This is a genomic window from Paenibacillus sp. yr247, assembly GCF_900103825.1.
Taxonomy (GTDB): Bacteria; Bacillota; Bacilli; order Paenibacillales; family NBRC-103111; genus Paenibacillus_E.
The window spans coordinates 446,059-466,654 of sequence record NZ_FNIF01000002.1 but is presented as its reverse complement, the minus strand read 5'-3'; the positions used below and the strand labels follow the sequence as shown (position 1 = coordinate 466,654).

General features: G+C 46.2%; 20 protein-coding genes and 1 other annotated feature. Of the genes, 11 read left to right on the top strand and 9 right to left on the bottom strand.

The window, feature by feature from the left end:
* Nucleotides 1-3: 3 nt before the first annotated feature.
* On the top strand, nucleotides 4-1,767 hold the full coding sequence (locus tag BLT91_RS06850) for a B12-binding domain-containing radical SAM protein (RefSeq protein ID WP_090818524.1): 1,764 nt from the start codon (nucleotides 4-6) through the stop codon (nucleotides 1,765-1,767).
* A 243-nt stretch (nucleotides 1,768-2,010) separates the two neighbouring features.
* Nucleotides 2,011-3,513 (top strand): IMP dehydrogenase, encoded by a 1,503-nt coding sequence (locus tag BLT91_RS06845; RefSeq protein WP_090818520.1) that lies wholly within the window; start codon nucleotides 2,011-2,013, stop codon nucleotides 3,511-3,513.
* A 67-nt stretch (nucleotides 3,514-3,580) separates the two neighbouring features.
* On the opposite strand, the gene BLT91_RS06840 is transcribed toward BLT91_RS06845, so the two are convergent.
* From BLT91_RS06840 to BLT91_RS06825, 4 genes are all read right to left on the bottom strand, one after another.
* Complete coding sequence (locus tag BLT91_RS06840) at nucleotides 3,581-4,546, bottom strand: type I phosphomannose isomerase catalytic subunit (protein WP_090818517.1); 966 nt, start codon at nucleotides 4,544-4,546, stop codon at nucleotides 3,581-3,583.
* Between the two features lie 73 nt (nucleotides 4,547-4,619).
* Nucleotides 4,620-5,198 (bottom strand): tRNA 5-(aminomethyl)-2-thiouridylate-methyltransferase MnmM, encoded by a 579-nt coding sequence (locus BLT91_RS06835; RefSeq protein ID WP_090818514.1) that lies wholly within the window; start codon nucleotides 5,196-5,198, stop codon nucleotides 4,620-4,622.
* Between the two features lie 30 nt (nucleotides 5,199-5,228).
* The gene (locus BLT91_RS06830) at nucleotides 5,229-5,705 is read right to left on the bottom strand and encodes a c-type cytochrome (protein WP_141224942.1); all 477 of its coding nucleotides are present in this window, start codon (nucleotides 5,703-5,705) and stop codon (nucleotides 5,229-5,231) included.
* A 202-nt stretch (nucleotides 5,706-5,907) separates the two neighbouring features.
* Nucleotides 5,908-6,864: a tRNA modification radical SAM protein MnmL/YtqA gene (locus BLT91_RS06825; RefSeq protein ID WP_090818508.1), complete on the bottom strand. Its 957-nt coding sequence runs from the start codon at nucleotides 6,862-6,864 to the stop codon at nucleotides 5,908-5,910.
* 154 nt (nucleotides 6,865-7,018) lie between these two features.
* Between BLT91_RS06825 and BLT91_RS06820 the strand changes: the two genes are divergently transcribed.
* The 3 genes from BLT91_RS06820 (at nucleotide 7,019) to trmB (ending at nucleotide 8,664) form a co-directional block, all read left to right on the top strand.
* A complete protein-coding gene (locus BLT91_RS06820) occupies nucleotides 7,019-7,525 on the top strand; it encodes a WGxxGxxG-CTERM domain-containing protein (protein ID WP_090818505.1) in 507 nt (168 codons plus the stop codon).
* Nucleotides 7,526-7,644: 119 nt separating this feature from the next.
* Nucleotides 7,645-7,857 carry a hypothetical protein gene (locus tag BLT91_RS06815; protein ID WP_141224941.1) on the top strand — a complete coding sequence of 71 codons (213 nt, stop codon included), beginning with the start codon at nucleotides 7,645-7,647 and terminating at the stop codon, nucleotides 7,855-7,857.
* 75 nt (nucleotides 7,858-7,932) lie between these two features.
* On the top strand, nucleotides 7,933-8,664 hold the full coding sequence (trmB, locus tag BLT91_RS06810; protein ID WP_090818499.1) for a tRNA (guanosine(46)-N7)-methyltransferase TrmB: 732 nt from the start codon (nucleotides 7,933-7,935) through the stop codon (nucleotides 8,662-8,664).
* Nucleotides 8,665-8,744: 80 nt separating this feature from the next.
* Here trmB and BLT91_RS06805 read toward each other — a convergent pair whose 3' ends face one another.
* A complete protein-coding gene (locus tag BLT91_RS06805) occupies nucleotides 8,745-9,872 on the bottom strand; it encodes an MGDG synthase family glycosyltransferase (protein WP_090818495.1) in 1,128 nt (375 codons plus the stop codon).
* Between the two features lie 5 nt (nucleotides 9,873-9,877).
* Nucleotides 9,878-10,405, bottom strand: coding sequence for a phosphatase PAP2 family protein (locus tag BLT91_RS06800; protein WP_090818492.1), 528 nt, complete (start codon nucleotides 10,403-10,405; stop codon nucleotides 9,878-9,880).
* Between the two features lie 701 nt (nucleotides 10,406-11,106).
* Here BLT91_RS06800 and BLT91_RS06795 point away from each other — a divergent pair.
* From BLT91_RS06795 to rplT, 4 genes are all read left to right on the top strand, one after another.
* Nucleotides 11,107-12,342, top strand: a complete 1,236-nt coding sequence (locus BLT91_RS06795) for a glycosyltransferase family 2 protein (protein WP_090818489.1) — start codon at nucleotides 11,107-11,109, stop codon at nucleotides 12,340-12,342.
* Nucleotides 12,343-12,372: 30 nt separating this feature from the next.
* Nucleotides 12,373-12,510, top strand: a sequence feature (ribosomal protein L20 leader region).
* 59 nt (nucleotides 12,511-12,569) lie between these two features.
* Complete coding sequence (infC, locus tag BLT91_RS06790; RefSeq protein ID WP_141224956.1) at nucleotides 12,570-13,070, top strand: translation initiation factor IF-3; 501 nt, start codon at nucleotides 12,570-12,572, stop codon at nucleotides 13,068-13,070.
* A gap of 33 nt (nucleotides 13,071-13,103) precedes the next feature.
* Nucleotides 13,104-13,307: a 50S ribosomal protein L35 gene (gene rpmI, locus BLT91_RS06785; RefSeq protein ID WP_090818486.1), complete on the top strand. Its 204-nt coding sequence runs from the start codon at nucleotides 13,104-13,106 to the stop codon at nucleotides 13,305-13,307.
* Between the two features lie 40 nt (nucleotides 13,308-13,347).
* The gene (gene rplT, locus BLT91_RS06780) at nucleotides 13,348-13,707 is read left to right on the top strand and encodes a 50S ribosomal protein L20 (RefSeq protein WP_029199204.1); all 360 of its coding nucleotides are present in this window, start codon (nucleotides 13,348-13,350) and stop codon (nucleotides 13,705-13,707) included.
* Between the two features lie 69 nt (nucleotides 13,708-13,776).
* Here rplT and BLT91_RS06775 read toward each other — a convergent pair whose 3' ends face one another.
* From BLT91_RS06775 to BLT91_RS06765, 3 genes are read right to left on the bottom strand one after another with little or no spacing between them, the layout of a single operon-like run.
* On the bottom strand, nucleotides 13,777-14,877 hold the full coding sequence (locus BLT91_RS06775) for a GerAB/ArcD/ProY family transporter (RefSeq protein WP_090818484.1): 1,101 nt from the start codon (nucleotides 14,875-14,877) through the stop codon (nucleotides 13,777-13,779).
* Between the two features lie 26 nt (nucleotides 14,878-14,903).
* On the bottom strand, nucleotides 14,904-16,139 hold the full coding sequence (locus BLT91_RS06770; protein ID WP_090818481.1) for a Ger(x)C family spore germination protein: 1,236 nt from the start codon (nucleotides 16,137-16,139) through the stop codon (nucleotides 14,904-14,906).
* Nucleotides 16,140-16,165: 26 nt separating this feature from the next.
* The gene (locus BLT91_RS06765) at nucleotides 16,166-17,698 is read right to left on the bottom strand and encodes a spore germination protein (RefSeq protein WP_090818478.1); all 1,533 of its coding nucleotides are present in this window, start codon (nucleotides 17,696-17,698) and stop codon (nucleotides 16,166-16,168) included.
* A 519-nt stretch (nucleotides 17,699-18,217) separates the two neighbouring features.
* Between BLT91_RS06765 and ilvB the strand changes: the two genes are divergently transcribed.
* Both ilvB and ilvN read left to right on the top strand, forming a co-directional pair.
* Entirely contained in the window at nucleotides 18,218-19,963 is a 1,746-nt protein-coding gene (gene ilvB, locus BLT91_RS06760) for a biosynthetic-type acetolactate synthase large subunit (protein ID WP_090818475.1), read from the top strand.
* Nucleotides 19,963-20,451, top strand: coding sequence for an acetolactate synthase small subunit (ilvN, locus tag BLT91_RS06755; RefSeq protein WP_090819810.1), 489 nt, complete (start codon nucleotides 19,963-19,965; stop codon nucleotides 20,449-20,451). The genes ilvB and ilvN overlap by 1 nt, the downstream gene beginning before the upstream one ends.
* Nucleotides 20,452-20,596: the final 145 nt, after the last annotated feature.

Below are 20,596 nucleotides of genomic sequence, written 5' to 3'. Positions count from 1 at the left end.
ATAATGAAAGTACTTGTATCCACACTTAATGCCAAATTCATTCATACCTCCTTGGCTTTGCGCTATTTGAAAGCGTTCTGCGAGAAGGATTTTGATGTCGAAATTACAGAATATACGATCAAAGACCCAGCGATGAATATCGTCTCCGACCTGTATCAAAAGGCGCCGGACGTACTGGGCTTTTCCTGTTACATTTGGAACATTGAAGAAACGATTCATATTATTAAAATGATCAAGAAAATTAGACCGGAAATTATAATCGTGCTTGGCGGTCCCGAGGTTTCTTACGACACGGACTACTGGATGGATCGCATCCCGGAAGTCGATTTCATTGTTATGGGCGAAGGGGAAGAGACTTTTCACCAGCTGCTAACTGAGATTTCAACGACTCGTAAATATCATTTCGTTTATGGTTTGGCTTACCGAAAAGGCGAGGAAGTCGTGCTGATGCCGGGCAGACCGAAGCTGAAGCTTGATGATATCCCGTCCCCGCACCGTTTTGATGAAGATGTGCCTAGTTTGGCCAATCGCGTTGTATACTTCGAGACAAGTCGCGGCTGCCCCTTCTCCTGTCAATTCTGTCTTTCTAGTATTGAGGTAGGCGTACGGTACTTCGACATGGAACGAACCAAGTCAGATCTGCTGTACCTAATTGATTCTGGCGCAAAGCTGATCAAGTTCGTGGATCGGACGTTTAATATTAAGCGGGATTATGCGATGGAAATCTTTGAATTCCTCATTGCGAACCATCGTGGCACCGTGTTTCAGTTTGAGATTACAGCGGATATTATGCGACCAGAGGTACTTGATTACCTAGCAGAGAATGCGCCTCCGGGCACATTCCGATTCGAGATCGGGGTTCAGTCTACGAATGATACGACCAATGATTTGGTGCAGCGCAGGCAGAACTTCTTCAAGCTGAGCCGTACCGTATCCAAGGTAAAAAATAGCTTAAAAATCGACCAGCATCTAGACTTGATTGCCGGCCTGCCTGAAGAGGACTATAATTCGTTCCGCAAGACATTTAACGATGTCTTTGAACTTGGACCGGAAGAGCTGCAGCTAGGATTTCTGAAAATGCTGCGCGGCACAGGGATGCGAAATGACGCGCATAAATACGGCTACGTTTACATGGACCACGCGCCGTATGAGATTCTCGGCAATGATATTCTGCCGTTCACCGATTTAATTCGCATCAAACGGGTTGAAGATGTGCTGGAGAAATATTGGAACGCGCACCGTATGGATCATACGGTTAAATATTTGATTGCGCATGAATTCGCCTCAGCGTTTGATTTCTTTCAAGAGTTCGGCGATTTCTGGGAAGGCCGCGGCTGGCAGAAGATTGGGCATCAGCTCGAGGATTTGTTTACCCGCTTACGCGATTTCCTGATGCATCGCGAGACGAAGAACATGCACATTATTGAGGGTCTGATGAAGCTGGATTATTTCCTGGGTCATAAATATAAGCCGCGCAAAATCTGGTGGGACTTCACGTTGGAGAAGTCCGAGCAGAATGCGTACCTCAAGCTGCTGGCTGAGCAGCCTGGGCTTGTGAGCGGAGACTTTCACCATCTCCGCATTAACGAGAAGGACCTCCACAAGCACGCCATGCTTGAGGTACTGCCTTTCGCATTCCAGACGTATTTGCAAAGCGGTGAGATTGACGCCAGCAGCAAGGAGCTGCTCGTCGTGCACTTCCCGCCGGATGCACAGCAGCCGGCTAGCTACTACACCATGCCGCTGCACCAAGTGGCGACCGTATAAGATAACCCCATTCCCAGTTTTAATTCGGGAGTGGGGCTTTTTATATATGAGCAGAGATTCCGAACCCCAGGTTTCGAATAGATAGTTCTATCTTTTTACATGCCATCGGAAGATTTCCCTGAAAAATCCATTGACCACTGGTAAGGTTCAGTGATAAAATTGAAAAAATTTACCTATGGATCATTATAAATGAGAGACTTTGAGCTGCGCTCAAAGATCCCTATATGAGGAGGAAGTCGTAAAGTGGCCACGTATTACTTAGAACCATCGCGTACGTTTAGTGAGTTTCTGTTGATTCCTAATCTTACAACGAAGGACTGTACACCGGCGAATGTGAAGCTTCAGACACCGTTAGTCAAATTCAATAAAGGCGAGGAGCCTGCGATCTCGCTCAACATCCCGTTTTCATCAGCTGTCATGCAAGCCGTATCCGACCATGGAATGGCGATTGCTTTGGCGCGTTGTGGCGGGATTTCATTTATTTTTGGCTCGCAATCGATTGAAGAAGAAGCGCTAATGGTGCGGAAGGTAAAAGGGTATAAGGCAGGATTTGTGCTTAGCCGCTCCAACCTGACTCCCGATCATACGCTAAACGATGTGCTGGCGTTGAAGCAAGAAACAGGGCATTCAACGGTTGCCATTACTGACGATGGCACAGCGAACGGGAAATTGCTTGGTATTGTTACAGGGCGTGATTACCGGACAAGTCGTGACCCTATGGATCGCCCGATTCATCAGTTTATGACACCGTTTGATAAACTAATTTACGGCAAATCCGGGATTACCTTATCGGAAGCCAACAATTTAATTTGGGATCACAAGCTGAATTGTTTACCGATTGTGGATGAGCAGCAGAAGCTCGACACCCTCGTTTTCCGCAAAGATTATGATGAGCATAAAGAGAATCCAATGGAACTTCTTGATGCTAACAAAAGCTATATTGTTGGAGCTGGGATCAATACGAAGGATTATAAAGAGAGAGTGCCTGCGCTGGTTGAAGCGGGAGTAGACATTCTGGTCATCGATTCCTCGGATGGTTACAGCGAATGGCAGCGCGAGACGATTCAGTACGTGAAAGAGAATTTCGATGTGAAAATTGGTGCAGGTAACGTTGTAGACCGTGAGGGCTTTCTTTACTTAGTAGAGTCGGGTGCTGACTTCGTGAAAGTAGGCATCGGCGGCGGGTCGATTTGTATCACTCGGGAACAAAAAGGGATTGGACGCGGACAAGCATCGTCCCTCATGGAAGTCGTCGAAGCCAGAGACCAGTACTTCAAAGAAACAGGTACCTATATTCCGATCTGTTCCGATGGTGGCATTGTACATGACTACCATATTACATTAGCCTTAGCAATGGGGGCGGACTTTGTCATGCTGGGCAGATATTTCGCGCGTTTCGATGAGAGCCCGACCAGAAAGCTGAAGGTAGGCAATAACTTCGTGAAAGAATACTGGGGGGAAGGCTCCAATCGTGCCCGTAACTGGCAGCGTTACGATACTGGGGGCAAAAACAAGCTCTTGTTTGAGGAAGGCGTCGATTCCTACGTTCCTTATGCGGGAGGCCTGCAGGAGAACATGGATAAGACGATTGGCAAAATAAAGTCCACGATGTGCAATTGCGGATCATTAAGTTTGGAAGAGCTGAAGAGCAAAGCAAGAATTGCGCTTGTTTCGGCAACCAGTCTTGTTGAAGGCGGAGCACACGACGTTATTTTAAAAGAAAGCAGCTTGTCTGAAGAATCATAGCAGCAATTGAAAAGGCTCTCCACTGACATCTTAGGGATGACGGGTGGAGAGCCTTTTTTGGAAATCTCTAAGGTAAGTAGCTGCGAATAACGGTCATGCTGCCTTCTAATGCATAGCTGCCAAGATTGGCAGGCAGTAAGAAGCAGTCGCCTGGTTTCGTGGAGATGCTGCCATCCGCCCACTGGAGTGTTCCGTTTCCTTCTGCGATAACGAGGATCACGAAGCTTTCAGATGAGGTGCTTAGCTCCCATTTCGGTCCCACTAGACCTTTTTCCACAGTGAAAAAAGGAGACTCAGCAAGCGTTAGCCAAGTACTGGCTTCATTTATATTTGTTTTCATACGAGTAGATCCGGAGCCTTCATAAGCGATAACGTTTAGTGAATCTTCAATATGAAGCTCACGAAGCTTACCATCCAGACCCGGACGGTTATAATCGTACAAACGATAGGTTGTATCGGAATTCTGCTGAATCTCGGCAACTAGAACGCCAGCGCCAAGAGCATGAACGGTTCCAGCAGGAATATAGAAGGAATCTCCGGCTTCTACTGGCACTTCCTGTAAGCAGTCCATAATGCGGTTCTCAGCAATTGCTTGTGCTAGGCTTTCGCGTGTAACGCCTTCTCGCATGCCATATATAATTTTGGCGCCGGGCTTCGCATCAAGGATGTACCACATCTCTGTTTTGCCTAGCTCGCCTGCAGCCAAATTCTCGTAATGATCATTCGGATGTACTTGTACCGAAAGGTCGTCTTCGCAATCAAGCAGCTTAATGAGCAGAGGGAAACGGCCATTTTTTTCGGAAAATCCTTTGGTACCGAATAACGTTTTACCGTATTTCTCGCGAATTTCGTCCAAACCTAGACCTGCTAACTCGCCATTAATAACCTTTGTCGTTCCGTTCGGATGATCGCCAATCATCCAGCCTTCGCCGATAGCGCCTTCTGGAAGCTGAAAACCAAACTTTTCTAGGGCTCTTCCTCCCCAGACACGTTCTTTCATTTCAGGTTGAAATTGAAGCGGGTATGATTTCAAGGCTATCCCTTCTTTCTCTAAGTTCTCCTGCAAAATAAGGCTTAGCACCACTCTTTAGCATTATATCATGCGTCTATCTTTTTTCTAAAGCTAGCAGATAGGGAGCATGCTGGTTCGTGTTCATGAACTGATAGCGCAGCACCTGAAAGGCTGCGAGCGGAAGGCGCTGCGCCCAACTTTCTACGGCAGCAGCCTCTTCAGATCCGCCATCGTGCCCGCTATACAGCACGATGGTCACAATACCTCCTTTGCGAAGCAGGCGGAGGGCTGCCTCTAGAGCAGGAATGGTTGATTCCTGCTTGGTGATTGTGGCCGAATCGGCGCCGGGCAGGTAGCCGAGATTGAACGTGACCGCGGCGATCTTGCCGTGGCGGTCCTGCGGCACCGCCGTTTCCATGAGCGCATGGCTGCATAAGCTCATGTGCACATAAGAAGATGCGTCTGGAAGTTCCTTCTCCAGACGCATCTTTGTTTGATCCAGCGCTTGCTGCTGAATATCGAAGCCGTACACGCTGCCGCGGCTGCCCACCAGCTTCGCCAAGAACAAGGCGTCAACGCCGTTTCCGAGGGTCGCATCGATGACCGTATCGCCAGGCTGGGCCCGCTGATTAATTAGTTGATGAGCAAAACTCAGAACAGAAACAAAACCCATGCTTTGAAGCCTCCATGCTGTAGCTTACAATCATTTTTTAGCTGCTAGCCAAGCGGCTAGCGCTTCAATTTCTTCGGATTTCAATGCGTTTTTGAAAGGTGGCATATCGCCTTTACCTCCCAGAATCTGCGTGACGATCTCATCCTTGGTTTTGCGCGAACCGACTTTCGTCAGGTTCGGCCCGAAGTCACCTGCAAGCCCTGCCCCGTGACAGGCCATGCAGTTGTCCTTATACAGCACCTGCGCCTGCGCGGCTGTGCTGGTGCCACTATCCGTAGCCTGCGGCTTAGCGGATGGCGAGGGTGCCGCGCTTGCAGGCGCTGGCGTTGGTGACGGCGATGGCTTCGCCGATGCCGCCTCTTTCACCGGGGCTGCGGTAGCGACCGCAGCTGTCGGCGTCGCCGTAGCCGCTGCGCTAGGCTGCGGCGTGCTGCTGGCCGCCGGCGTCGCCGTAGAGGCTGCCGTTGAAGGCGTAGCAACAGCCGAAGCTGTGGGCGACGCACTCACTACCGCCGCCGCGGACGGCAACGGCGCTGCCGAACCCGGCGTCACCACTTCGGACGACGACGCTCTTCCGCACCCAGCCACAACAAGTATTATCCCTACCAAAGCTGCTCCAACCCGTTTTTTCATTTGATCCATCTCCTTTATTCGCTCTCACTATATAAAGGAAACGGTTCAAAATCCAAATTGGTTTTATGTCCTTCTGCTATACTTTGCCTTTCCAAAGTTTACCCTGCCAAGTATTTCTTTCTTTTAGCAGGCTGTCAAAGGCATTCAGTACTTCCCATTTTTTTAGACTCCACATTGGCCCAATCAGCAAATCACGTGGAGCATCCCCAGTTAAGCGATGTACAATCATTTCCGGTGGTAAAAACTCGAGTGTGTCTACAATAAGCTTCACATATTCGTCTTTTTCCAAAAACTCAAGTAAGCCAGCTTCATATTGTTTCACCATAGGTGTTTTACGCATTAAATGAAGCAAATGAATTTTAATGCCCTGCACATCCATCTGAGCGACAGCTCGTCCGGTGTCCAGCATCATTTCATGCGTCTCCCCGGGCAATCCATAAATAATATGTGCACAAGTGCGGATATTATGCTTACGCAGCTTGGCAACCGCATCCACATAGCACTGGGTATCATGAGCTCGATTGATGAGCTGAGACGTGGATTCGTGCACGGTTTGAAGTCCCATTTCGACCCAGAGGTAGGTACGTTCATTCAGCTCAGCCAAGTATTCGATGACATCATCGGGTAAACAATCCGGCCTTGTCGCAATGGATAATCCCACAACGCCCGGCTGCTGCAAAATAACCTCATAATATTCACGTAATTGTTCCACGGGAGCATACGTATTTGTATAAGCCTGGAAGTAACCGATATATTTGGCCTCAGGCCACTTCTGATGCTGGAGATCTCTGATTTTATTAAATTGAGTGACTAGATCATCTCGGCGGCTCCCCGCGAAATCGCCTGATCCTCTCGCGCTGCAAAAGGTACAGCCGCCAGTCGCAATATTGCCATCGCGGTTAGGACAGGTAAAGCCTGCATCCAGCATAACCTTAAAAACCTTTCCGCCGAAGGCTTCGCGCATTTCATAATTCCATGTATGGAAACGTTTGTCTCCCCATAATTGAGGCGACTCCTGAATGATTGTAGACATAAGGGGCGTGCTCCTTTCTTTCCAACCTATATTGTAGCGAAAATTAAGAATGAAAGCGACCCCTGCCTTTCCAACAAGTTCCCCGTTAAAACGGAACGAATGGGAGCATGATAACTTTGCATCACTATTATATGCTGAAAGGGGAAATTGACAGATGAAAAAGCTTCATACGATTACTCTGGCAGTTGCTTTGACGACAGCATTGAGCTTTGGGGCAGCTGGTGTCCAGGCGAACACAGCGGGAACCAGTACAACAATGAATACGAATATGGGAACTTCGGGAACTATGGGGACGGGGACTACGACAACATCGGGGTATACAGGAAGTAATTATGATGCTACAACTGGTACTATTACAGGCACTAGTACTGCCACCGGCACTCCTGCTCCCACAAGTACCTATCCGGGGGACGGCACGGGCACAAGTACTTACGGCACAGGTGTTAGGGGGCAAATCAACACTTATGGCAACAATATGATGGATCGCATGAGTACAACCGGCACGCATCGTGGCAATTATGATACTTCATCTTATCGGGCTTATGCGAATACCGCGGCAGATAACAGAAATATGAACTGGGGATGGCTTGGTCTGTTAGGTCTGTTGGGCTTGGCAGGCCTAAGGGGAAATAACAAACAAAGAGACGAAAGCTATAAGTAACCAATATGATGTCTGCGCCTTCCACTTGGAGGGCGTTTTTCTTTTGACTTGAACTATTTGCCAGTCATAAAGCTCTTCTTCTTTACCAAAGCTATCATTAAAGATGAAAAGGAAAGCAGGTGAATATGGTACTGATGATTCCCTCCTTATCTACGGATACGTTGTCAATTGAGCTGACGATTAAGGAAGCATTCGTTTTGGGCAGCGGTGTGAAATATGCTGCAGATCCCAAAATATCGAAGGAAGCAAGACGAAAAGTACTGCGTTCTTTGGAGCAAAAGCTGTTCCCGGCAACATCGAATACCATTGATTATCACACACTTGATGTTTAATTCCCTTTGATTTTTTCCTTAGAATCGTCTATGATTTGTATTCGATAGTTTGTACGTGTAGGAGGCAAATAGTAGATGCGTTTACGGGGAAGAAAAGGAATTCGAGAAGATATAGAACGTCAGAAGGAACTCGTTGTTTTAAATGCCAAAGACCATAAAGGCAAATGGGCCGAGTTATTCGGTAACAATAACCCGATTCATGCAGAGCTTGGGATGGGTAAAGGGCGCTTCATCAGTGAAATGAGTAAGAAATATCCTCATATCAATTTCATTGGAGTCGATATGTATGATGAGTTAATTCGCAAAGCAAGCGAAAAGGCGAAGATTGCTCATGAAATCACTTCGAATGAAGAGGAAGAATCTGCACCAAACATTCCGAATTTAAAGCTGATGCTTTTCAATATCGAACACATTGAGGAAGCTTTTGCTGAGGGAGAATTAGAGCGGGTTTATTTGAATTTCAGTGATCCATGGCCGAAGAAAAAGCACGCGCGCAGACGTTTGACGCATCCGGGCTTTGTTGAGAAATATCAGCAAATTCTAAATGCGAATGGTGAGATTCATTTGAAAACCGATTCGCAATCGTTATTTGAATTTTCGCTGAATTCTTTTGCCGATATGGGGCTGAGAATGCGCAATATTTCCTTAAATCTTCATGTGGATGGGATTCATCCCGACCATATCATGACCGAATACGAAACCAAGTTCGCCGGAAAAGGTATGAACATTCATCGCTGCGAAGTGGTTATTGGCAAAAATGTGCTTGCGGCACATCTTGAACAATTGCACAAAGTAAAATCAGAATAAGATGATAACCGAAAAGGACATCCATTCCGCTGCAAAAATGCAGCAGGAGGATGTCCTCTTTTTACGTATAAGCACGAATCTTATCCGAGCAATTGCATAATGACCTCAGAACAATCTGCGGAAGGCAGATTCATCTTTCGATGGTAGTTCGAAGCGCGTTTGGCCTCCACATCCGTATATCGTATTGCCAGCATGGTTAACCAGCTCGCAATCGTATCGGCAGAGCGGATTGGTTCACCGAAGCCATGCTGGGTAAAATAGTGGACATTCTCTTCCTCCTGACCCGGGATCGGATCATAGAACAGCATGGGGATTGATTTGGCGAGCCCTTCCGAGCAGGTCATCCCTCCAGGCTTCGTAACGAGTAAATCCGAAACTTCCATCAGCTTGCCAATTTCTTGTGTGAACCCGAGTAAATGAATATTAGGATGCTGATAACGAGCGTCCATCGCAAGCTTAGCTAATGCTTTCTCATTGTTACCTAAGCAAAATATGAACTGGATCCGATCTCGCCATTTCATTAGATGCTCACTCAAAGAATCGCCACCGATTAATCCCCAGCCGCCGCCCATGACGAGTACGGTTGGCATAGATGCCAACTGGAATTGTTGTCGAATCATTGCTTTATCGTGGGCTTCCCGGAAGCTCGGATGAACGGGAATTCCCGTGATTTCGACTTGAGTGGCAGAGATGCCGCGGCCGAGCAGTTTATTTTTGACGTCTTCTGTCGAGACCATGTATTTGTTGACTTCGTTACTAACCCAAGTCCCATGTACATCGTAATCCGTAATGACAGTGCATAGCGGGATGGTTAGACCAGCTCTTTTTAATCTAGAAACGACAACGCTGGGGAAAGGATGCGTGCAGACGATAGCTTGCGGAGACCAATTCTGAATAATCGCGGCCGTTTGCGCATAGAAAATGCGATGTAGTGCTAATTGAGTCAAGCGGTTCAGAGATTTCTTATATTGAGAGCGGTACAATCGCCCATAGAGTTTAGGTGTAGAGATTAGCGTCTTTTTGTAGGCATGGAAGATCCAAGGTGCCAATGTCGGGTGCAGGAAGGAACCTAATTCCAATACACGTGTCTCAATTGTCGAACAATGCTGCTCTAAGCTGACGGCAAGTGCATAAGCCGCTTGCGTATGACCAGCTCCGAAGCCTTCAGAAAGAATGAGAACCCGTTTTTTACCATGTAGAACATCCATTCCATTTACCCCCATAAAGCTACAGTTACTAGAGAAGCTGTCGCTCCAATTAAACAGCCAACGATACAATCAGAAGGATAATGCAGCCCTAAGTAGATACGTGATAGACCAACGATTAATGCGAGCGGTATGAGTATAAGTCCAAGTGCAGGTATGGCTGTCACAAAAGGAAAGATGATAGAGAAGATGGCGGTTGTATGCCCGGATGGAAAGGAATGATCCGTCAGCGGGTTTTTGCCAATAATCGTTTGGGGATGTACCAAATACGGTCGGAGACGCGGGTATTTCTTTTTAATAATGGCAACCGGGATATGACTGATCGTTAAAGCGATGAGTGCTTGAATGCCTGCTGTTTGCACCAAGTCCCGCCCGAATAAGGCACAGCATAAGGAGATAACTATCGTAGCCGTTGCTCCGCCTAAATGTGTGATTTTAGAAAAGAAATGATCAAGGAAGAAGTGCTGGATACGTTGATTCACAAAGTGGAACATGCGTGTTTCATGATGCTGAAGCCAGTTCACGACTCTGCTCATGAGTAGTAGCCTCCTTCGTAGCTTGAGATACCTGCTTATGTACATTATAGAGAACGATTATTAAAGGAAGATTAACGCAGTAATAATTTTTTTGGAAATACGATTTAACGTTCTTCTGATCTACCGTTAACAATCCTGTGCTAGCATGATGTGAAAAAAGGGGAAGGGAAGGTGACAGAAGGTTACAGTATTTCCTTTTTATTGTACCCTTAATGTCGAGCAGCTATCCCAATGTGTAACCCCCTCAATGTAGGACCTATTGCTAATGACGGACCGTCTGCTGGAAAACTGCGCGAATGCTATGAGGGGGCTTCATGAATTGCCACATCCATTCACTCGCGGTATTCGTTAAGAGGAAAGATGAGCAAAAGTTGTCAGGAAGAGCTCAGGTGAATTATAATAAACCCGGTATCACCCATATGGGCTTTTAGTTCGTCTAAACGGTGAACTTTTTGTACACAATAAAATGAAAAACGATGAAAACAGGACTTTAACGATCTGATTTTAAGCACATGCTGCTAAGTTTGTGCACGTTCCCCTTAATTTTCAGAGAACAGGCTTATTTTCGTTCTTTGTAGACTTTGACAAATGAGGGGAAAGAGAGGAAAATCAAGAACGGTTAATTCACCTGTACATAAATTGCGCACTACGCGTATAAAAAGATAGCTTGTGTGCATAAACAAAAAGGGGGACTTTGCTTCATGCTTGACAATATTATGATTACCTTTCAGATTGGATTAGCCATTGTCGGTGCGTATCAGTTGTTTTTAACTTTTTTCGGATGGTACCGTCCTAAGAACAAACAGAAATTTGCTCCCCAGAAATCGTTTGCTGTATTAGTCGCGGCTCATAATGAAGAGCAGGTCGTTGGCGCATTGATCGAGAATCTTAAGGCTTTGGATTACCCCAAAGAGCTATATGACATCTTCGTGATTTGTGATAACTGTACCGACAATACGGCCGATATCGCACGGAGTCACGGTGTTTATGCGATGGAACGCCACAACCCGAACCTGAGAGGGAAAGGTTACGCGATCGAATGGATGCTTAAGGAGCTTTGGAAGCGGGAGCGTCAGTACGACGCCGTTGTTATGTTTGATGCCGACAATCTCTCCAGCCCCGATTACTTGATGCACATGAACAATGATCTTTGCTCCGGTTCCAGAGTTATTCAGGCTTACCTAGACAGCAAGAACCCGAACGATTCATGGGTCACTGGTTCCTATGCAATTTCGTACTACTTTGCAAACCGTTTCTGGCAAATGCCCCGTACGAACTTAGGGCTTGCTAACTACTTGGGCGGCACGGGAATGTGCTTTGAGTCCAAGCTGCTTAAACAGATCGGATGGGGAGCAACTAGCCTTGTTGAGGATCTAGAGTTCTCGATGCGTTGCATTAAGCTCGGTATTAGACCGACGTACAACTACGAGGCGATTGTTTACGATGAGAAGCCACTAACGTTTAAAGTATCTGCCAAACAACGTCTACGCTGGATGCAAGGACACTTTGATGTGGCTAAGCGTTATTTCTTCCCCCTGCTGTGGCAAGGAATCAAAGAGGGCAGCTGGACGAAGATCGATGCGGCTATCTACTCCGCTAACGTGTATAACTTCTTTTTCGGTGCGATTATCTCCGTACTGCTTTGGATTAAATCAGTTACTCCGGGTTGGTCGGACACACCCATGCTTGCCGATATTAACCCCATATTCTTTAACACAGTAAGCTTAGCGATTTATGTGCTGCTGCCTATCTCCATGCTCGTAGAGAAGGCTCCTGCCAAAGTATATAAATATTTAATTCTTTATCCAGTGTTTATGCTTTCTTGGTGGCCAATTACGTTCTATGCGTTCTTCACGCAAAATAACAAACAATGGAGCCATACCGAGCATACACGTGTCATTCGTTTGGATGAAATGAAAAGTAAACAAGTGAGTTGACTTTCCTCAAATGAGATGATATTATAATTCAAGTAAAAGCAGAAGCGCCCGCTTCTCACCTGACCGACTCAGTTGGCTGGTTTGAATGAATCATCATGAATGCTCAATAGGTTATGAACCTGTTATTGATGAAGATGTGGGCCACTGCGCCTGCATCTTTTTTATATTGGATAGAGAATTACGATTTACATACTTTTTGGAGGTGGAACACTATTAGCAAAGACCATATGATTAATGACGAGATTCGTGTGAAGGAAGTACGCCTGATTGGGGCGGACGGAGAACAACTCGGCATCACGCCGATTCGCGAAGCTCTTCAAATCGCACTTGACGCGAACCTGGATTTGGTAAACGTGGCACCGACGGCGAAACCGCCTGTATGCCGCATTATGGATTACGGTAAATTCCGTTATGAAACACAGAAGAAAGAAAAAGAAGCTCGTAAGAACCAGAAGATCGTGGATATCAAAGAAATTCGCTTAAGCGCGACAATCGATGAGCACGACTTCCAAACGAAGCTTCGCAATGCCGTTAAGTTTCTCGGCGAAGGCGATAAAGTGAAAGCCAGCGTTCGATTCCGTGGTCGCGAAATAGCGCACTCGGAGATTGGTCGCAGAGTGCTTGAACGTCTAGCTACTGAAACAGCAGATATTTCCTCGCAGGAGCGCGCTCCTAAGCTTGAGGGAAGAAGCATGATCATGATCTTAACGCCGAAGGCTACTACCTAGGCGCGGCTATACTAAATTAGGAGGAACAACACCATGCCGAAAATGAAAACACACAGCAGCTTGAAAGGCCGTTTCAAAATTACTGGCACAGGCAAAGTGATGAGATACAAACAAGGTAAAAACCACTTGCTTTCTGGTAAATCATCACGTCAAAAACGTGTTCTTGGAACAAACCCAGTTATGGCTCCAGGCGATGTACGTCGTCTGAAACAACAACTTTCTAACATCAAAGGTTAAAATTCGAACATTATTTATACATCCCAGGAGGTAGTTAACAATGGCAAGAGTCAAGGGCGGATTTATTCGCGCTCACCGTCGTAAGAAAATTTTGAAACTAGCAAAAGGTTATTTCGGTTCCAAGCATCGCTTATTTAAAACAGCTAAAGAACAAGTAATGAAGTCTTTGGTATATGCTTACCGTGACCGTCGTCAAACGAAACGTAACTTCCGCAGACTGTGGATTACACGTATCAATGCAGGCGCTCGTCAAAACGGCTTGAGCTACAGCAAATTGATGCACGGCCTGAAATTGGCTGGTATCGACATCAACCGCAAAATCTTGGCTGACCTAGCTGTGAATGATTCCAAAGCGTTCAACGATTTGGCAACAGCTGCAAAAGCAAAAGTAAACGCGTAAGCTTCGCTTCGCGACCAAGAGCTTGTCCCCGCGAGGGGGCAAGCTTTTTTATTTTCAGCAAGTAAAGTGTCAAACGTTAGTAGATGCTTTAGGAGAGGATCGCTTTCGAACAAGCAGTACGAAGAACATGAAGCCAGGAATAATCACTTGGAATAGCGGATAGAGCTTCAAGCTAACATTCAAGCCGAGCCACGTGTGGATCGTATAGCTCGGTTCGAGGAACGATGTAACAAAGATCAGAAAGCCAACATAGAAAATCCAAAGGTTCTTACTTGTAGAAGGGAAGATTCGTGTACAAGCATAAACAGCCCCCCAGAAAAAAGCGGTCATTTTCACGAATAATCCGAGAAAAAGCAGCAAGGTAACGAGCACGTCGAGACGTTCTAGAACGTCACCGACCTGTATGAGTTGAACGGTTTGCAAGAAGGGCAGTGTGCTATTAGCGGCGAGCGTGTCCCCAAGTACCATAATGTTCAATATGTTCATTGTAATTAAAAACAAGGCCACCATCAGATAGGCGATTATGCTGATTTTCTTCATGTTTTTTTGATTAGGCAGGAGATGCCATATCATAAAGAAAAGCACCATTTGTCCGAAAGGGAACGATAAGATGTCGGGAAATGCTGCTCTCAAGACCGGTGCAATTCCATTGTCCAGAATCGGCAAGATGTTGTCTGTTTTGACGAGACCGGAAATAAAGATGAGCAGTATTAAGATGCCATAACTTAAGGCAACGAGCGGCAATAGCGCTTCGGTGACTCGGCAAAACACCTCAATACCCATGGCAATGGCATAAGCGGCAAGCAAGACGGTAATAAGCATGGTCACAAACTTGGGTGTCGAGTTAAGCAAAGTTAAATTCGTTATTTCACCAAAATCCCGGACATTTCTCATGGATTCATAGGCAAAATAAATCGCAAAACTCACGCTGACAACTATTCCGATCCTCTTCCCAAAACAGTATTGCAACAGACCGATCAGACACTGATCAGGAAATTTGCTTTGAATGTAGATAAACATTAGTAATAAAAGTAATCCGGCTGCTGCAGCCCCCAGCATAGCAAGCCAAGCATCTTGTTTCGCACTGCTCCCTAAAGCAAAAAGTGGTGTGCTTCCAATTTGGAATAGGATGATCATGACCGCAAGTTGATAATTGCCGATACGTTCCAAGACGCACCTCACCTCTCTCCACCCTCTTACTTGTCGCTTTTTTCCAGTAGTTCATTAAATGGTTTGTTGCTCATGCCAATACGCACAATCCTTAGTTGCACATTAGGCTCTAATTGTATTGTGGGAAATTTTTGTTCCCAGTCGTTTTTAACCATTTTCCAAACCTTGGGATAGTGTTTATGGAGCATATCTGCAAAACCAAATACATCTGCCTTTTTCTCAACGGCCGAATGGAAAGCCAGATTCATTAAGTCGACCACTTCGGCTTTTGCATACTCTTCCATAATTTTTAGACCTTCCGGTTTCGATACATCCTGCTGGCAGCCATTTTCTAGAAGGTCGGCATTAGCCGTCGCCTCGACTCGCATGATCCATTGTCCGTCGCTCTTAAAAATCGGCTTTAATTTACTCTTAGTTCGATATATGCGAACAGCCGATTTATAATTTTTGCTTCCTTTGGAGCATCCAAAGTATAAAACCGTACTATTCACCGTATTCCGAATCCAATTAATGCCATATCCTTCTTCGGAAGTAAACCAACCAACGAGCTTATCTTGCTTGAATATGCCAAGTCTGCCGAGCCTGAGCTTGTTTTTGAACGATGTGTTTTTTAAAGTAGCAATTGAATTGTTTACGCCGTTGCCCGAGATGATCACTTCAGGAACTAACGTGTAGGATGAATCGCTTGTCATGCCGTTCATCATTTTGTACATCATCACTTGATTGAAATTAGAGCTGTTTTGATCCTCATTCTGAATCATATTTTGTATCGCAGCACCGGGCAGCTTCTCTAGGGGTATAACTTGCTCCAGAATCTTCCTTCCCTCCCCGCCTGCTACCAACAGACTGACGGTTTCGCGGGCATCTGCATTTCGCAAGTAGACATCCATCAGTTGTGAGATGCCATGACTAGCGGCCTTTTCTCCAATGACAAGAATCCGGTTGTGGGCAAAAAAAAGAGAACGCGGCATTTCGATGCTTGATTTTTGGACTGCCCCTCGCATGGACCCGCCGCTTGTTGAGAAGACCATAACAGGGGCTTGCTGCCCCAAACTTCCGCTCGTACCTTGAGAGGAAATCGACTGAGGAATAATGACTTGAAAAGATACGACCCATTCTTTCCCATTCCAATCAAGGGCCGTTGCTGCGTTAATAGCGATCTGATTTAATTCTTTTCGATCCCAACAGCCAGTTAGAAGTAAACATGCACAGAAAATGGTTATCGGGCAGAGCCGGGCGCGCGTGAAGCTTTTTTTTCCCATACACACAGAACCTCCTAGATAACATCTTAGGGACTATCTTTCTTAGGTGGAGAAGGTTTGTTAGAAGGGGATTGTCTTGTTTTGTTCGTTTTACTTAAGGGACGGAGATCCATTTTCCACCAGGGTGATCGTACGAAAATATCTTTAAATTTGGACCCGACCAGAGGTGCGAGAGGACTCAGGTACGGGACGCCAAAGGAACGGATGGATGCCAAGTGAATCAGAATAGCCATACATCCGGTTAATATGCCGAACAAGCCGAAGGTTCCGGCAAGCAGCATAAGGGCAAATCGGATTAATCGAGCTGCTACGGCCATATTAAGCGCCGGAGTTGCGAAATTAGAGATGGCTGTGAAGGAAACGATAATGACCATGGCCGCCGAAACAAGTCCTGCTTGGACAGCAGCTTGTCCCAACACGAGGGCACCGACGATTGAAATTGCCGGCCCGATAACACGAGGCATTCGGACTCCGGCTTCCCTTAGGACCTCGAACGTGATTTCCATCATGAAGGCTTCTACAATTGCTGGAAAAGGAACTCCTTCGCGCTGAGCCGCTAAACTGATAAGGAACGTTGTCGGCAGCATCTCTTGATGAAAGGTTGTGACCGCAATATAGAGAGAAGGAAGGAGCATGGAAACGAAAAAAGACATATAGCGAATAACTCGTATAAACGTAGCGATATCAAATCGCTGATAGTAATCTTCGCTGGATTGCAGAAATTTAAAAAACGTTACGGGGGCCAGCAGGACAAAGGGGGTCCCATCGACCAAAATAGCAATTTGTCCTTCCAGAATGCCGGCAGCTACGGCATCGGGTCTTTCTGAATTCATGATCGTAGGAAAAGGGGTGTACGTCACATCCTCCATAAATTCCTCGATATATCCGCTTTCCAGAATGCTGTCGGTGTCGATTCGCTCCAAACGCAGCTTGGCTTCTTGAACGACCATATCGTCAGCAATCCCTTGCAAATAAGTGATGGCAACCTCTGTTTGTGTATAGCGTCCCAATCGCAGGGTAATAAAACGAAGATCAGGTGATTTGATTTTTCTCCGCAGCAAGGAGGTGTTCGTTCGCATATCCTCAGTAAAGCTTTCCTTCGGGCCGCGGACAACAGTTTGCGTTTGAGGTTCTTCAATGGCTCGCTTTTCCCACCCAGTCGTACCTGCGATCCATATTTCGTCGTAGCCGTCCGCGATAATAACTGTATTACCATTGAGTAAAGCTGTTAAGAGATCTATACCATCGGTAGTGAAGTTTAACTCACTGACCGTTAATGCTTGGCCAAGCAAATCATGAAAGCAAATGTCTTGCTGCCAATAAAATTCGGTATCTTGCGTTGTGAGAAGCGGTTTAATAATGTGCTCATTCACGGTTGCTGAATTTACTAGACCCTCGATGTAGAGCAGAGCTATGGCATTCGTTTCGGGGTAGATGCCAATTTCTAAATGGCGAACTATCACATCCGAGCTTGATCCAAGCCTATTCTGAAGCCAATCAATATTTTCTTGCAGGCTCGTTGAAAGTGGGAAAGGGACTTGCAGAGACGATTTCATCATAGGCCTCCTGAGAGCTTTCCGTAAGATTGGGATTATCTTCCCTCACTTGCCTTTGTTTTATTCGATCTCCTATTGACTATTACACTGGGGATGCATATAATTATCTACAAATCATATTCTATATGGTGATTTACACTATCGAATCGGCTATGAAGAGGAAGAAGTAATAAGGGCACTTATGCGCAGAGAGCGTTGGGCTTGCTGAAACCATCGCCTTAATCCCTTACGTACGAAGTCACCTCGGAGCTGTTTTCCTGAAACTTACGGCACGGCCGTAGGCAATAGGGGAAATCGGAATAGCACACGTTACCGTGCTGAGGGTATTGTTCCTATGGGGCATACCTGCTAAGGCTGTGTGCTGTGAGGCGCGTAGCAAATTTGGGTGGTACCACGGAAGCTTGAACCCCTTTCGTCCCGTTTAACACGTTACGTGCGTGTACGGGATGAATAGGGGTTTTTCTAATTGTCTTAGAAAGCTCGACGCATCACAGGAACTTACTTTTTGAGAGGAGGATCACAATGAATGTTCAAACTGAACCAAAGAGGTTAAAAGAAGAATTGATTGACAAGGTTATGAAGCCTGACCTGATTACAGGCTCCGAAATTCTGCTAAGAAGCTTATTGCTGGAGGGTGTGGACTGCGTCTTTGGATATCCAGGCGGAGCTGTTTTGTACATCTACGATGCGCTGCATGGCTTTTCGGATTTTAACCACCTATTGACAAGACATGAGCAAGGAGCTATTCACGCAGCTGATGGATATGCACGTTCAACAGGCAAAGTTGGCGTATGTATCGCTACATCCGGGCCGGGGGCAACGAACCTCGTCACGGGAATAGCAACAGCCTATATGGACTCTGTTCCGTTGGTCGTCATTACAGGGAACGTAGCAACAAATTTCATTGGTACGGATGCTTTCCAAGAGGCTGACATTACAGGTATTACGATGCCTATTACGAAACACAGCTACTTAGTTAGAGACGTAAACGATCTACCGCGCATCATTCATGAAGCGTTCCATATCGCAAACTCAGGTCGTAAAGGTCCGGTTCTCATTGACATACCAAAGGATGTCTCCGCTCATAAAACGATATTTAAACCCGTTTCGGATTTAAGCATCCGCGGTTATAATCCAACGGTGCAGCCAAACAAACTGCAAGTAGATAAGCTGATTAAGGCGATCGAAGAGGCTGAACGTCCAGTTATCATTGCGGGTGGCGGGGTTGTATACGCAAATGCATCCAAAGAATTGATCGAGTTTGTAAATAAAACACGGATTCCAGTAACAACAACCTTGCTCGGGTTAAGCGGCTTCCCAAGCGCGCATGAGCTCTGGCTCGGTATGCCGGGAATGCACGGAACATTTACGGCTAACACAGCCATTCAGAATGCGGATCTCTTGATTTCCATTGGTTCCCGATTCGATGACCGTGTAACAATGAATTTGAACGGTTTTGCTCCTAAAGTGAAGAAAATCGCTCACATCGACGTTGATCCGGCTGAAATCGGCAAGAACGTGAAAACCGACATCCCATGTGTAGGCGACGTGAAAGCTGTTCTGGAATATGCAAATACCAAAGCGAAGCCTGCGAAGAGTGAAGCGTGGATTGCTGAGCTTCAGGAAAGCATAGAAAAGTTCCCGCTGAAATACAACGATTCCGAGACGGAACTGAAGCCGCAATTCGTTATCGAAATGATTAGCGAGACAACAAAAGGTGAAGCGATCGTAACGACAGACGTTGGACAGCATCAGATGTGGGCTGCTCAATACTACCGTTTCAAAAACCCGCGTTCCTTGGTTACTTCAGGTGGTCTGGGTACGATGGGCTTCGGATTCCCATCAGCGATCGGTGCACAAATGGGTAACCCGGATAAACTCGTTGTATCCATTAATGGGGATGGCGGCGTTCAAATGTGTGCGCAAGAGCTTGCGATCTGTGCGATTAACAACATTCCGGTGAAGGTTGTTATTATTAACAATCAAGTGCTGGGCATGGTTCGCCAATGGCAAGAGATCATTTACGAAAACCGCTATAGCCATATTGATTTGGCTGGCAGCCCAGATTTCGTGAAATTAGCAGAAGCTTACGGCGTGAAGGGATTACGTGCCACGACGAAGGAAGAAGCTAGAAAAGCATGGCAGGAAGCACTCGATACTCCGGGTCCTGTCGTTATTGATTTCGTCGTACCAAGAGGAGAGAATGTTTTCCCAATGGTTAAAGCGGGCGATACAATTAGTGACATGTTAATGGGGGATTCGGAATGATGACAACTAAACATACAGTTTCCGTACTCGTAAACAATCAGCCTGGTGTTCTGCAGCGTGTATCCGGATTGTTCGGACGCAGAGGCTTCAATATTGAAAGCATCACCGTAGGAGAGTCCGAAGAACTCGGACTTTCCCGGATGGTTATTGTTACCACGGGGGATGACAACACGCTTGAGCAAATTTCCAAGCAGTTGTACAAGTTGATTGACGTTATTAAAGTCATCGATCTGAGCTCGAACCCGATGGTAGCCAGAGAACTCGCACTCATTAAAGTAAATGCAGAACCTATTATGCGTCCGGAGATCCTTGGCATTGTTGAGACATTCCGTGCCGCAGTTGTGGATATTGGGCCAAACTCAATTATCGTGCAAGTTGTGGGAGATTCAGATAAAATAGATGCTATGGTGGAATTGCTTCGTCCTTACGGCATCCGTGAGCTTTCCCGTACGGGAGCTACAGCCATGATTCGGGGCTCCGTTAGATAAGAAATATAGCAATGTTGAAAAGTAGGTTAAGCCTCCTTGAGTGGGGCTTTCAGCGGTATACTCTTTAGTGCTTAAAAAGGGTAAACCGTTGAAACACCCACTCAAGGGGTAGACAATACGGATTCATCATATCAAAGGAGGATTT